General features: G+C 56.5%; 13 protein-coding genes. 4 read left to right on the top strand and 9 right to left on the bottom strand.

Features of this window, described 5'->3' with window-relative positions:
• Positions 1 to 248 precede the first annotated feature (248 nt).
• Positions 249 to 1841 (top strand): PilT/PilU family type 4a pilus ATPase, encoded by a 1593-nt coding sequence (locus tag ACHZBS_RS13020; protein WP_319406949.1) that lies wholly within the window; start codon positions 249 to 251, stop codon positions 1839 to 1841.
• A 2-nt stretch (positions 1842 to 1843) separates the two neighbouring features.
• On the opposite strand, the gene ACHZBS_RS13025 is transcribed toward ACHZBS_RS13020, so the two are convergent.
• Genes ACHZBS_RS13025 through ACHZBS_RS13035 form a run of 3 tightly spaced genes read right to left on the bottom strand, consistent with a single transcriptional unit; the run spans position 1844 to position 3830 of the window.
• Entirely contained in the window at positions 1844 to 2677 is an 834-nt protein-coding gene (locus ACHZBS_RS13025) for a M48 family metallopeptidase (RefSeq protein ID WP_319406950.1), read from the bottom strand.
• A complete protein-coding gene (locus ACHZBS_RS13030; protein WP_319406951.1) occupies positions 2678 to 3127 on the bottom strand; it encodes a heavy metal-binding domain-containing protein in 450 nt (149 codons plus the stop codon).
• A gap of 10 nt (positions 3128 to 3137) precedes the next feature.
• Positions 3138 to 3830: a YbjQ family protein gene (locus ACHZBS_RS13035; protein ID WP_319406952.1), complete on the bottom strand. Its 693-nt coding sequence runs from the start codon at positions 3828 to 3830 to the stop codon at positions 3138 to 3140.
• 119 nt (positions 3831 to 3949) lie between these two features.
• Between ACHZBS_RS13035 and ACHZBS_RS13040 the strand changes: the two genes are divergently transcribed.
• Complete coding sequence (locus ACHZBS_RS13040; protein ID WP_319406953.1) at positions 3950 to 4720, top strand: hypothetical protein; 771 nt, start codon at positions 3950 to 3952, stop codon at positions 4718 to 4720.
• A 75-nt stretch (positions 4721 to 4795) separates the two neighbouring features.
• Here the strand turns inward: ACHZBS_RS13040 and cmoB are convergent, their stop codons facing one another.
• The 3 genes from cmoB to ACHZBS_RS13055 form a co-directional block, all read right to left on the bottom strand.
• Positions 4796 to 5773 (bottom strand): tRNA 5-methoxyuridine(34)/uridine 5-oxyacetic acid(34) synthase CmoB, encoded by a 978-nt coding sequence (gene cmoB / locus ACHZBS_RS13045; protein ID WP_319406954.1) that lies wholly within the window; start codon positions 5771 to 5773, stop codon positions 4796 to 4798.
• Positions 5770 to 6495 (bottom strand): carboxy-S-adenosyl-L-methionine synthase CmoA, encoded by a 726-nt coding sequence (gene cmoA / locus ACHZBS_RS13050; protein ID WP_319406955.1) that lies wholly within the window; start codon positions 6493 to 6495, stop codon positions 5770 to 5772. Before cmoA ends, cmoB begins: the two co-directional genes overlap by 4 nt.
• A 128-nt stretch (positions 6496 to 6623) precedes the next feature.
• The gene (locus tag ACHZBS_RS13055) at positions 6624 to 7943 is read right to left on the bottom strand and encodes a uracil-xanthine permease family protein (protein ID WP_319406956.1); all 1320 of its coding nucleotides are present in this window, start codon (positions 7941 to 7943) and stop codon (positions 6624 to 6626) included.
• A gap of 226 nt (positions 7944 to 8169) precedes the next feature.
• Here ACHZBS_RS13055 and ACHZBS_RS13060 point away from each other — a divergent pair, with 226 nt between their 5' ends.
• Positions 8170 to 8769: a lytic transglycosylase domain-containing protein gene (locus ACHZBS_RS13060; RefSeq protein ID WP_319406957.1), complete on the top strand. Its 600-nt coding sequence runs from the start codon at positions 8170 to 8172 to the stop codon at positions 8767 to 8769.
• Positions 8770 to 8780: 11 nt separating this feature from the next.
• On the opposite strand, the gene ACHZBS_RS13065 is transcribed toward ACHZBS_RS13060, so the two are convergent.
• The 3 genes from ACHZBS_RS13065 to ACHZBS_RS13075 all read right to left on the bottom strand — a co-directional run bounded on the left by ACHZBS_RS13065 (position 8781) and on the right by ACHZBS_RS13075 (position 11933).
• A complete protein-coding gene (locus ACHZBS_RS13065; protein WP_319406958.1) occupies positions 8781 to 8966 on the bottom strand; it encodes a DUF2065 domain-containing protein in 186 nt (61 codons plus the stop codon).
• A gap of 76 nt (positions 8967 to 9042) precedes the next feature.
• Positions 9043 to 9723, bottom strand: coding sequence for a response regulator transcription factor (locus ACHZBS_RS13070; protein ID WP_319406959.1), 681 nt, complete (start codon positions 9721 to 9723; stop codon positions 9043 to 9045).
• Positions 9720 to 11933 carry a cache domain-containing protein gene (locus ACHZBS_RS13075; protein WP_319406960.1) on the bottom strand — a complete coding sequence of 738 codons (2214 nt, stop codon included), beginning with the start codon at positions 11931 to 11933 and terminating at the stop codon, positions 9720 to 9722. The genes ACHZBS_RS13070 and ACHZBS_RS13075 overlap by 4 nt, the downstream gene beginning before the upstream one ends.
• A gap of 380 nt (positions 11934 to 12313) precedes the next feature.
• Here ACHZBS_RS13075 and ACHZBS_RS13080 point away from each other — a divergent pair, with 380 nt between their 5' ends.
• Positions 12314 to 13498 (top strand): phospholipase A, encoded by a 1185-nt coding sequence (locus ACHZBS_RS13080; RefSeq protein ID WP_319406961.1) that lies wholly within the window; start codon positions 12314 to 12316, stop codon positions 13496 to 13498.
• The last annotated feature ends 77 nt before the right edge of the window (positions 13499 to 13575 follow it).

A 13575-nucleotide genomic window follows, 5' to 3' on the forward strand; every position in this document is an offset into this window, starting at 1 on the left:
CCGGATGGCCCAAGGGAGCGTCGTATGAAGGCTTGGACAGCATTGCCGGCTGCTCGGTTATTTTTCCAAGCCACAAAAAACGAATCACGGCCGGATTAAATGATAATGGTCGCTTTCAACCTAGGGCCCTATGGTCATTTTTGCTTTGACATCAAAATATTATCCTTTTATATGGTTGCCCGATGCGGCCGATCGGTATCGGTCCCTTTTTCTATCACGGTCAATGCGCTAACAGGAGAATATGGCTTATGACGGAACATCAACCCCCCAAGGACTTCAACGCCTCGAGAAAGCGGCGAATTGGCGAACAGCTGATGGACGACGGCCTCATCAATGCAGAGCAGCTTCAACAGGTGCTTAAACGGCAGGCCCAGGCCGGAGGACAGCTAGGATCGATTCTCATCGAAATGGGGTTTGTGGCCATGGACGACCTGCTGGACCTGTTGAGCCGGAAGTTCGGCGTCCCGGGGATGAATCTTTACCAACGAAACATTAAGGAAGAGGTGCTCCAGTTGCTGCCGGTGGAAAAGATGACCGCCATGCAGGTGCTGCCCGTAGCCATGGAAGACCAGGCGCTGGTGCTGGCCATGGTGAACCCCCAGGATTTCGCCACCATCAGTGAAATCGAGTTTTCCCTGGGAAAAAAGATTCGACCGGTGGTGATGCCCGCCTTCATGATAGAGAGCGCCATCAGGAGCATTGCTGCCAATCCTGGTACGGGCCTGCGCGGAGAGGTGCTGTCCGAGCTTGTCGAGATGGAAAAAGGGGAAAAGTCTCCCCAGCTTATGCCCCTGCTGCGCTACTTGAAAAAGACCGGCGCCAACGACATGGTCTTTATGGCCGGGTCACCCCCGTCCATCAAAATTGCCAATACGCTCAAACGGCTGGCCATACCCGCCCTTACCCCGGACGATTGTATGAACTACGCCCGGGAAATGCTGTCCGATGAAGGCTGGCAGGCGTTTTCAAATCAGACGGATTATGAATTTTCCGCCACTTATTCGGGAATCGGACGATTTCGGGTGGCCTTATACCGCCAGCGCAGCTCCATTGCCATTGCCTTGCGGCCCATCATGGACGATGTGCCGGAACTGACCAGCCTGAATTTGCCGGATTGGATCGTTAATTTTGCCCTGCGTCCGCAGGGGCTGATTCTGGTTTCCAGCCCGGCGGGCCATGGAAAGACTACCACCATGGCCGCTCTGGTGGATATCATCAACACGCGCCGGGGATGCAATATCGTTACCATGGAAGATCCGGTGGAGTATTTGTATCAGAACAAAAGGAGCAACATCAGCCAGCGTGAAGTTGGGCGGGATGTGGGATCTTTTGCCCAGGGCATGCGCCACGTGTTGCGCCACTCCCCGGATGTCATCGTGGTGGGTGAAATGCGCGACAAAGAAACCTTTCGTATCGCGCTTCAGGCGGCTAACTCGGGGCATCTGGTTCTCTCTACCGTGCATTCGGACAATTCCACCTCCATCATCGAGCGTATCGTCAACATGTTCGAGCCCTATGAGCAGAACCTCATCCGCATGACTCTGGCCGAGTCCCTGCTGCTTTCCCTCGCCCAGCGGCTGGTTACCCAGAAGGATGGCAAGGGCCGGATTCTGGCTCTCGAGTACTTTATCAACAGCCACCGCATGAAAGGCTTCATCAGGGACGGCAAAACTCACCAGATTCGCACTCAGATGCAGACGGGCAGCGATGATTTTTCCAGCATCGACATCTCTTTGGCCAAGCTGGCCAAAAAAGGGCTGATTCGTGTGGAAGACGGATTGAACCAATCGGAAGACGAAATGTTCTACCGCGGATTGATTCAGGCGCCGGACAAAAAGTAGATTCAGGAAGACTTGTTTTTGGAGACCAGATCGGCAGGCAGGGGAAGTGGGGTTCCTGTGGGGTATCCCCGCTCCCGGGCCAGATCTTCCAGGTGGCCGATGCGGCGGCGATTTTCCGGGTGGGATGCGAAATAGTGGCCGAAGCGGCCCGGATCGCCGTCTTTGGGGATTTTGCTGAAAAAGGAGGTGGCGTCCGCCACGTGTCCGTAATGGCAGAACAGCGTTTCCAGAGCATATTCGTCGGCCTGGGTTTCCTGTTTGCGTGAAAAGCTCAGCTCGGTGAGTACCATGCCCTGCCCGATCATGTTGTTGACGCTGTTGTCGGCCCCCAGCAGCACGGTGGACGCCGTCATCAGCACCAGTGACCGCCCCAAGCCCCGAAGGTGGTCCCGGTGGGCATAATGCCCCAGTTCGTGTGCAAGGACAAAGGCCAGTTCGTTTTCCGACGCCATTTCTGCCAGCAAACCGGTAAAGACCATCATGTGGCCTCCGGGCAAGGCCGCCGCATTGACGGCGTCGGATTCCTTGACATGGACGGTAATGGTGTAGGGCAACGGGGCGCATCGGTCCTGGAGATTGTCCACCAGGGTTTGGAGGGACCGGGTGGTCTCGGTGACCGGTTCCGTTTCCACGATCTTCCCGATGAACGCGCCGGCCAGCTTTTTCTCCAAATTCATGGAGATTCGTGGGACTATCAGGTCGACCGCCAGGCCGAGGGCCAGATAGACGCCTACCACAACGGCCAGCAGGCCGCCGGCCAGAATGGCCAACTCCTTGAGTGGATGGGTTGGCGTGACGTTGACGTTGATGCCGGGCTGCCGGGCCGTGAACTTCACTTACTTCTCCACGGTCAGCGCCGTCCCGTAGGCCATGGCTTCCAGACAGCCGATGTTCTTCCGTCCGGACTGCTTGCCGATGGCCGCCGTTTCGATGCGCACGTTGACAATGACCGTGGCATCTCCGGCCATTTCTTTCATGCGCAGCAGGGCTTCCCGCCGTGCCCGATCGAGGAGGCTCTCGTAGGATTTCACATCCCCGCCGAAAATATTGCGCAGGCTGGCCAGGATTCTCTTAAAATAATCCACAGAAATCACGGCACTGCCATGGACCAATTGGGCCGACCGGATTTTGTGCTCGGGAATATCGACGGATTTCAAGGTGACGGCTGCCAGGTTTATCGTTGTATTTTCCCGCTCGGCAATAGAACGATAGTGCCGTTTTTCGGCCCAGGTCCCCGCACCGTATCCCAGCGCCAGCAATGACAAAAAGACGATCAGATCAACCATCGGCAGTCTCCTATTCCACCCGGACAGCGGTCCCGTAGGCGTAAAGTTCCGCCGCCCCCTGAGCTACGGAAGAGGTGGAAAAACGGACGTTGACAATGGCATTGGCGCCCATCAGGCGAGCCTCTTCGGTCATCCTGTCCATGGCCTGCTGTCGGGATTCCTGGAGCAGCTGCGTGTAGCCTTTGAGTTCCCCGCCAACGAGATTTTTAAGGCTGGCCATGAGGTCCCGCCCGATGTGCTTGGCCCTGATCGTGCTGCCGGAAACTAGTCCGAAATGCTCCAGCATGGTTTTTCCGGGAACCGTTTCGATGTTGGTGATTATCATTTTCCCTCCATCTGATGTCGTGATATAATGAACCTTGATAGGCGAAGCGGGTGGCTGTGGCGGAGCAGGCGATTGTGATTCCTTGAAAGCGTCGGCAACCGATGCCGAATCGCCGGAGGGTGGCTCCGGTGCCTGGCTTTCGGCTGCACCGTCCTTGCGGATATCGCAGAATGCGCCGGCGGCGGCAAACACCTGTTTGTACTTTTCGGCGGTCGCCAGGTCCGTGTTCCTGCGGACGGCTACGGGCGTTCCGATGAACAATTTAGCGATCCCCTGGTCATCGGTCTTGAGGGCGGACTTCAATCGATCCTTGACCATTCCCGCGCTTTTCCCTGGCATGATTCTGCCTTCGAAGATGACGGTATATCGGTCACTCATGGTGCGCTTTCTCCTTGTCAGGGTGTTGATGGTTAGAAGCCGGATACATCAGCGAATGGGTCTTCATTCACATGCATCGAATGGCTTATACGTCATCGATGATTATCGGACAACCCCCGATGAAACATGAGAGAAAAAAACCGATAAAGACCGCTTCGGCCCTCCGGTTGCTTCTGTACGCATTGATTCTATGGCTGACAGGGGGGTGCGCGGCGACCTATTCGCCAACCTTTTCCAGCCCGCCCCAGCCGGTGACCCATGCACCCGCGCCGGAGGGCTACGGGTGGTGGTTCGTTCGGTTCAGAATGGAGCGCCCGGCAGGGGAAACCCGCTGGGAGAGAGATTTTCTGCTCGCCCACCGGGTCGTCGCTCCGCTGCTCAGAGCCAATGAAGGGGTTATCGACCTGTGGCGCTTTCACCGTCGTGCAGCGGAAGATAAAACCGGCCACCAGTTCAGCTTCCTCTTTTATACCTCCGCGGCTGCGGCTGACCGGATCAATCAGATGGTTTTGAATGATCGCCTGGTAAAGCAAATGCTTTCCGACGGAGTCGTCCGGGAAGTGGTCACCGATGCCGTTGATCATAACGATCACCCGAATGTGGGGGACACCAGCGACCCCAAATGGTCACCGGTCATGCAGAATACCTGGCCCCATTATATCATGGGGGTGAGCCGCATGTGGCTGGGAATGATCGAGCAGGTTTCTCAGGAAATCGGTATCGTGGATGACCCCACCTTGGGTCAGCTGCTGGAGCATTACGAACGGGTCAACAACGAGGTCACCCACATATGGCAACAGGAGGGCTACCATGCCTTACTCCACCACCTGAATGCAATCTTCGGGTATGAGGCCATGGTATACTGGGAAAAGCGATGGAAATCTTTCTGATGTGATCTTTTCCGATTCTCCGAAGGCGCCCGTTTAACGACCGGCGAACGGAAGCCTTATTCGGACGATTGGGTTTTACTGGCGCCGGGCCGTGGCCAGAAGCATGGCACGAACCGGTGCGGGGTAGCCTTCCACGGTTTTTTGGGGATCTCCGGGATCCAGAAAATCCGCCAGGCTTTCCGTGTCGATCCAGTCCGTCTTGCGCTGTTCCTGCGAGGTGGTCCGGGAGACGTCCACGCATTGGATGTCGTCGAAGCCGGACCGCGTCAGCCAGTGGTTCAGGCAGGCGACTGTCGGGATGAAAAAGATATTGTTCATCTTGGCATAGCGCTTTTCCGGAAACAGCGCCATCTCGTCATCCCCCTCCACGACCAGTGTTTCCAGCACCAACTGCCCGCCGGGCACCATCCGTCCATGAATCTGAAGCAGGGTATCCAGCGGCGAACGCCGGTGGTACAAGATGCCCATGCACATCACCATATCGAAACAGCGCCGCATGGCCGGAATCTCTTCCAGTGTTAAGGGCAGGCAGTGAACCTGGGGAAAGGCCAGATAGCGGGAGAGGGCCAGAAACTGGAAGTAAAAATTCAGGTACGGCTCGATCCCCAAAACGAGGGCCGGCTGCTTTACGGCCAGCCGGAACATGTAGTAGCCGCAGCTGGAACCGATATCCAGGACCCGTTTTCCCGCCAGTGAACCCAGGTGTCCGGCCAGCCGGTTCCATTTGATGGAACTGTCCCATTCGCTGTCTATTCGAATACCGAAAATTTCGAAGGGACCCTTCCTCCAGGGTTTCAGGTCGTTCAGCGATTGATAAAGGGAGGCGAGTTGCCTGTCGTCAAGATCCTCGGTCGTGCCGATGCGAATGCGGGCCTGGTCCGCATCGGTTGAAGAGGGTTTGACGTCCGGCAGCTTTTCCAGGGCACGGGCCAGCGCGATTCCCTTTTTGTTGCCGTTCAGGATGTCGTTGCTTCGTTGAGTGACCTTGTCGTTCAATTCAGCCAGATATGATCCGATCAGCGGATCGTGGGTCAGCGTGGTCAGTCGATTCATCGGGTGCAGATCCAGGAACAGAAGTTGAACCATTTCAGCCAGACGTCAATGCCGGAGAATCCACAGCGGATCAACCGGTCCTGGTGGGACTCCATCGTTTCCGGGACCAGCACATTCTCGAGGGCTTCGCGCTTCTGGCTGATTTCCAGTTCGGAATAGCCATTTTCCTTTTTGAGCCGGTAGTAAAAGTCGACTTGCAGGTCCGATAATTCCTGATCTGCATGGATGGTCTTTTCCGAGAAAAGAAGCATCCCGCCGGGCATCAGGGCATCGTAGACTTTCTGTAACAGCTCGTCCCTGTCCGCCGGTGGAATGAACTGCAGGGTAAAGTTTACGACCACCGCGCCTGCCCGGTCGAGCGTTACCTGGCGAATATCCTTGCCCATCAGTGTGATGTCATCGAACCGGCCAGCATCCTTCAGGCGCTTTCTGCATATGTCCAGCATGGGTCGGGAGCTGTCTACAGCCACCATCTCGAACGAACCGGCCGGCATCAGCCGGCACAGGGCCATAGCCAGGTTGCCGGTGGAGCATCCCAGGTCGTACACCCGGGTTCCCGGGCGGCAGCATCGCTGCACCAGCTGGGCCTGCCGGCGGATGATTTCGCCGTACATGGGTACCGACCGGTGGATCATGTCGTCAAACACGCTCGCCACCGCCGCGTTGAATTCAAAGGGTGGCACTGAGGTTCTCGGTGTGCTGTAGATGGTGTCTCTGTCCATGGGGTGTTCCAACTCCTCCAAATATCCAGTGCCAGCCAGCTGTCAAGACCCCGATTAACGATGAAAACGCCCCTACCGGGTCAATTCGGAAGGGGCGTCCGGTGAACATCCTTAAAAGGAATTGTGGATCAGCTTGGCTTCTTACCCGGCAGTATCAGGTTAAGGACGACCCCCAAAATTCCGGAAAGGCCGATGCCGCCCAATGTGAAGTTGCCGAACGGAAGCACCATGCCGCCGATGCCGCAGACCAGGATCAGGGCCACGATCGACAGATTGCGGGGTTCCGTGAGGTCCTCGCCGGCCTTTACCAGGGTGTTGAGGCCGATAACGGTGATGGCGCCGAAAAGCAGCAGCATGATTCCGCCCATCACCGGTACCGGGATGGTCTGGAGCAGGGCGCCCATCTTGCCGATAAAGGCCAGGGCAATGGCGAAAATGGCCGCCCAGGTCATGATGCCGGGATTGTACATCCGGGTCAGGGTCACCGCACCGGTGACTTCACTGTAAGTGGTGTTGGGCGGTCCCCCCAATAAGGACGCAAACGAGGTGGCGATGCCGTCGCCCATCATGGTGCGGTGGATGCCCGGTTCCTTGACGAAATCCTTTCCGGTGACGCTGCCGATGGCCAGGATGTCGCCGAAATGCTCGATGGCAGGTGCAATGGCCACCGGAACGATGAAAATAATGGCCTGAAGGTTCCACTCGGGCAGCACAAAAGCGGGCACGGCAAACCAGGGCGCTTCTGTCAGCGGCTTAAAGCTGACCAGGGCGGGGCCGGTAAAATTCTTCAAGGCGCCCGGATCGAAACCGGCCTGGATGGAGCCGGAAACCCCGAAAAAATCGAGACCCAGGGCCGCCACGTAGCCGGCTGCGACGCCGATGAGAATCGGGATCAGGCGAAACCAGCCTTTTCCTAGCAGCGAGGTGACGATGGTGACTAAAAGGGCAATGCCGGCCACAATCATGGCCGTGTTCTGGGGCACCAGCCAAGCCGACCCGTCGCCGGTGCGGCCCATGGCCATGTGAACGGCCACCGGTGCCAGCACCAGCCCGATGACCATGATCACCGGTCCCACCACCACCGGCGGCAGAAGCTTGTGCAGAAAACCGGCACCGAATGCCTTGATGCACAGGCTCAGCACCACGTAAAGCAGTCCGGCCGCCACGAGGCCGCACATGGTGCCGGGAATGCCCCAAGTGTTCACCCCATAAATGATCGGTGCGATAAATGCAAAAGACGATGCCAGAAAAATAGGAACCATACGTTTGGTGATGAACTGGAAAATCAGGGTGCCCGTACCGGCGGTGAACAGGGCAACGTTGGGATCCAGACCGGTAAGCAGGGGAACCAGGACCAGGGCGCCGAAGGCGACAAACAGCATCTGGGCGCCCACCAGGCTGTCTTTCGGGCTGAACACGTAATCGGTGGCAGACTTCTGCGCGGACATAACACCTCCTTTGGGAAATTGGTATACCGTGGGGTAGACGAGAAAGTTGAGCCGGTCTATATGCGGAAACCAAAGATGTGTCAAGCACCATGCCACAGACGCAACGATATCTTTTTTTTCTTGCCATAAAGAAAAAAAAACTTTACAAATCCATAAGTTGTGCCGATACCACCGTAGACGGAACGAGAGTGAATGAATTTGTGTTCCCTTTGACGGCAAAATAACTATGCACCCATTGATTCGACCCAACCTGATCCGGAAGCACACTCTATGGATCGCCGGCTGTCTGATTCTGCTGCTGGCGATGCCGGCTGCGGCCGATATCTATATGTATATCGACAGCCAAGGGGTCATGCACTTCACCAATGTCCCCACCTCCAGCGACTACCAAGTCTATATCAAAGAGCGCCCCAGACGCCAGGGAACCCAGATGGACGCCAACCGGTTCGATCGGTACATTGATGAGGCCGCCAGTCTTCACGGGGTGGACTTTCCCCTGCTCAAGGCCGTGATCCGCGCCGAATCGGCCTTTGACCCCAAGGCCGTTTCCAAAAAGGGGGCGCTGGGACTCATGCAGATCATGCCTGAGAACCTGAATGCTTTCCGGGTCTACGACCCGTTCGATCCCTGGCAGAACATCATGGGCGGCGCCCGTTACCTAAAGGCGCTGATCCAGCGATTTGACGGCCAGGTACCGTTGGCCCTGGCCGCTTACAATGCCGGCCCCCAGGCGGTGGATTCCCACCGTGGTATCCCGCCGATTGCGGAAACTCAGGCGTACGTTAAAAAAGTGATGAAATTCTTCTACCTTTACAAGAAGGGATGAACAGATACCGCTTATCGCCGCCCCATATAAACCAGCGCCAACCCCGCCACCATCATCACCAACCCGAACCGACGAAGAGATGCCGGTTCCATTTGCATGATTTTTGCCATCCACCCCTTCATCTGACTCGGTGCCGCAAAATAGGGAACCCCTTCGATAATCATCACCATGCCAATAACGCAGAGAAAATAATCCATTGTTGTCTACTTTTCCGATTGTTGGAGGGGATATCCGAAAGCCGATCCGAGGGTAACGGCGGTATTGCCCGAAGGGTCACGGTGATGATGCGCCGGTGGGATGCTTACCGGTTTTCTCCCAGTGAACGGCGTAGCGCACCAGTTCGTTGGCATGCTTCAGGTTGAATTTCTCTTTGATACGTTCGCGGTAGGTGCCGATGGTTTTGATGCTCAGGTTCAGTTTGGAGGCAATTTCGCGGGTGGAGAATCCTTTTCCAATCATTCGGAATACCTCCAGCTCCCGATCCGTGAGCCGGTCCATGGGAAACCGGCCGCCCCCGGCAGGGCGGTCGGTCAGGTTGAAAAGGATCCGATCCTTGACCGTTTCGTTCAGATAAATCTTGCCTGCCAGCACCTGGCGGATGGCGGTGACCACCGATTCCATGGCCTCCTGCTTCATGATATACCCCCTCGCGCCGGCGTGCAGGGCCCGTTCGGCGTAGAGGAACTGGTCGTGCATGGAGAGAATCAGGACCGGGATGTTTTTGTTGCGGCGGTTGACTTCTTTGGTCAGGTCGATGCCGTCGCTGTTTTCCAGGGTGATGTCGGCGATGATCAGGTCCGGGTCCAACCGTTGGATGGCCTTCCAGGCACCGGAAACATCGGTGGCGTCACCACACACGATCATGTCCGGCTCCTGATTGATCAGTTCGCTCAATCCCCATCTGAAAATAGGGTGGTCCTCGACGATAAGAATCTTTTTTTTGGTCTCTGTCATGGGTCAACGGGGGCCGCTGGATTGCCGCTGAGGGAAACCTGCACCACGGTTCCGCCATCTTCGGGGGTGCGGATGTCCAGCGCGGCGTGAATCATATTGGCACGAAAACCCATGATGCGCAAGCCCATGCCATCGGTTTCCACGTCTGCCGGAATGCCACGGCCATCGTCCTTTACCGACAATTGGAGGCGGTCTTTTTTGCCGTTCAGCGTGATGGTGATCGCCGTGGCCTGCCCGTGGCGGACCGCGTTGTGAACGGCCTCTTGAACGATATGAAACAGATGAGTGGCTACTAGCGGGTCGCGGATGAGCACGGGTGCCTGGCAGAGGAAAAGACAGGCCACGCCGAACACCGATTCGGTATTGGCGGCCAATTCCCGCAGGGAAGACTCCAGACCGCGGTCGACCAGGAATACCGGGCACAACCCCCGGGCCATCCGCCGGGTCTTGGTAATGGCATCCTTGACCAATCCGGTGATTTTTTCCGCAAGCACCGCCTCTTCCGGCGCTTTTTCAGAAAGTCTGCGCACCAGGACCTTGCCCAGCCCTTCGACGCCGATCAGGTGAGGACACAGGTCGTCGTGGAGGTCCTGGCCGATTTTCTGCCGCTCACGATCGCCGATATCCATCACCTGTTTTTCCAGCCGTTTGAGATCGGACACATCGCGGTGGATGATGACGCTGCCCACCTGGCGTCCCGTCGGGTCCCGGTAGACGGCCCCGCGTATGCTTACGTCCAGAACCTGGCCACTTTGGGTCAGGCGCCGGGTTTCCACACTGGACAATGGTTTTCCCGATGTAATGGTGCTTAGCCCCTTGCAGGTCTCTTCCCAGTTTTCCCCCGGAACGAAATGGTCCAGCTTCCTGCCCATGCACGCGTCGGCGGTCCAGCCAAACACATCCGTAAAGGCAGGGTTCAGGTAGGTGACCCGTCCTTCCATATCGTAAACCACCATGGGATCGGGCATGGCTTCAATCACCGAGCGATAGCGATTTTCACTGAACCGCAGGGCTACTTCTGCCTCCTTGCGCTCCTGGACCTCCGCCTCCAGGTTCCTGCTGTATTCCTCCAACCGATCCATAAAACAGTTGAAGTACCCGGCCAGGCGCCCTACCTCATTCTCGGAATGCCGATTCAGCCTCACGGACAGGTCCCCTCTGGCCCCCTGCTCCAGGCGGTTGACCAGTTCGGCCAGCGGCGTGGTAATGGAGGCGCTGATCAGCGCGGTGATGGGCAGCACCAGCAGAATGCATCCCAACACGGTAAGGATGAAAATATTGCGCACATGGTCCAGCGGGGCATAAAATTCGTCCAGATAACTGGAGGAGGCCACGATCCACTCGTATTCGGGCAGGGTGTTGAAAAGGACGAGCTTTTCGCGCATGCGCGGTTCCCCCGGATTCTTCCAGGAGTAGACGATCTTGCCGCTTTTTTCTTTCAGCATGGTGTCCAGGGGGTGATTGGGGAACTCCCTGGCCGCAATTACATTGACGCCCTGCAGGCTCGGGTGAATGATCACGTTGCCTTTGCTGTCGGTAACAAAGGCATATCCGCTCCGGCTGAAGTGCAGGGAGAGAATGCTGTCCCTGAAATCGTCGATGTTCACCAGGGTGCGAAACTCCTTGCGGTAGGAGGAAACGGCAATGATCCAGTCCCAGGGTTCGAAATAGGCCATGTACATGGCTTTGGGGCGGGCATCGGTTTCGCCGGGATTCTTCCAGTCGTATTCGATATAGCCTTGCCGCTTCTCGCGCATCTGCCGGACAAAGTCGTAGCGGTTGATGTCCTGGCCGAGCCATTCGGCTTCAGGATGGACCACCATGATCCCGCTGCTGGATACGCAGGCAATGTAGCCGGTAGTTCCGATGCGCTGACTCAACAGGAGGGATTCAGCCAGTCGTCTGGCCTGTATTTCGGTGAGTTGATGTGTCTGGACCAGCGAATACAGGTGAGTTACCATCTCCAGGTTTTTTTCTGCCACGGCCCGCAGGTGGTTTTTAATGGATACCGAGACCGAGGTCCGCACCATGTTCAACATGGCATCGGTGGAATTTTTCAGCTCGCTTTCAATGTTGCTTTCTATGGTGTTGCGCACGATGGCGTAAATAACCATGGCACCCATAGCGATGATTACGCAAAAGGTGACCAGGTAGCTGAAGAGCAATTTGTAGCGGATCTGAATGTTTTCGAGAAAGCGGACGGACATCATGATCCATGCCTTTCATCGGAATCGTCGGTTCATCGGAGGCCTGCCGGCCGAAACAGGTCACTCCTGGCCCGGAAAGCAGAGCATCGATTTGCATTATACTGCCTCCTCAACGAGATGCCCGGCGGATATCGGCGCCGCTTCTGCCGGGAGAGAGGCAAGGCTCCGGTCATAGTACATCCCCCAACAAAATATCAACCGCCTCCGGGCACAATTCCGTGAAAAACGTCTTCCGTTATGTTAAGAAGGATGTTCAGTCAACCTGCAATACCATTTGGCCATCACCGATCAGTATTCCCAAACCCGTTAACCATCGGCGACCGTATTGGACTACCCGTTCACCGGCCGTAATTTACCAGGCCGATGGTCATAAGGAGGCAACGATGAAAGGACATGTTGGGTGCGCAGTCCTATTGCTGACGATTCTGATGGCCCCCCTCGTGCGGGCAGCCGATCCGGCCATGGTGCTGGCACCGCCGCAAGGTCCGGTTCAGGGTGGGGATACGGTGATTGTCGACCTCTATTTGCACAACAACACAGACACGGCCATTACCCGAGAACTGCCGCGGTCATTGCCGTGTCGAATCGTCACCGGCCAGTCTACGCTAATCGTCAAGGCAGACTCGGCAGATCCGGAAGCGGATTTATTGCTGAGTATTCCCGGCCGGGGTTTTGCCAAGCGGCAATATGCCGTCACCCTTCCCGTCTATGCCACGGGGGCGGTCCGCATCATTCTCGAGACGATAGACACGAACCCGATCATCATCCAGGTTGAAAAAGCGCCCTCCGAAGCGTGGGAGGGCCAACAGGTGCCTCTGGATGAAGGACCCACCATGCTTCAATCCTTTCTTGAGGACCTGTCCGTTCATGAACCCATGTATTTTCTGCTGGGTGTGGATCCGGGGCTGGACCAGAGCAAATTCCAGTTCAGTTTCAAGTACCGTCTCTTCAATTCCGAGGGGTACCTGGCGGAAATAGCCCCCTGGGTGACCGGTTTTCACTTGGGATATACCCAGCGATCGATCTGGGACCTTAAAGGCGACTCCAAACCCTTTGACGACACCAGCTACATGCCGGAAGCCTTCTATCTGCTGCCGAAGCTCGATCTGAACCTTGCGCGCATCTCCGCTTTCGGCGTCCAGGGCGGCTTTCAGCACGAATCCAACGGAAGGGCAGGCACGGCCTCCCGCAGCACCAACTACCTTTATGTGAAGCCCATCCTGGGCGTTCACCTGTCCGGCCCGTTCCATATGAAAATAGCCCCTAAAATTTATACCTATGTGGAAAACGAAGATGAAAACAACGGGGATCTGGCGGAATATCGGGGATATGTCGATCTGGAAGTCGGCATCATGGACCCGGAAGGGGTCGCCTTGAACTCGCACCTCTGGTGGGCCAGGAAAGGGGCATCGGTGCAACTGGACCTGACCTATCCCATGACCCGGCTGCTGGGCAAAAGCCTTAATTTCTACCTGCAGGCCCAATACTTCAGCGGCTACGCTGAAACCCTGATCCACTATAACGAACGCCATGATGCCTTCCGACTGGGGTTTTCCATCGTTCGTTGAAGCCGTTTCCGGGTAAAACCAGCCTCCGGTCGGCAATCATTAAGTCGGGAATCGATGATTTGAATTTCCTCAATTTG

The organism is uncultured Desulfosarcina sp. (assembly GCF_963664155.2).
GTDB lineage: Bacteria > Desulfobacterota > Desulfobacteria > Desulfobacterales > Desulfosarcinaceae > Desulfosarcina.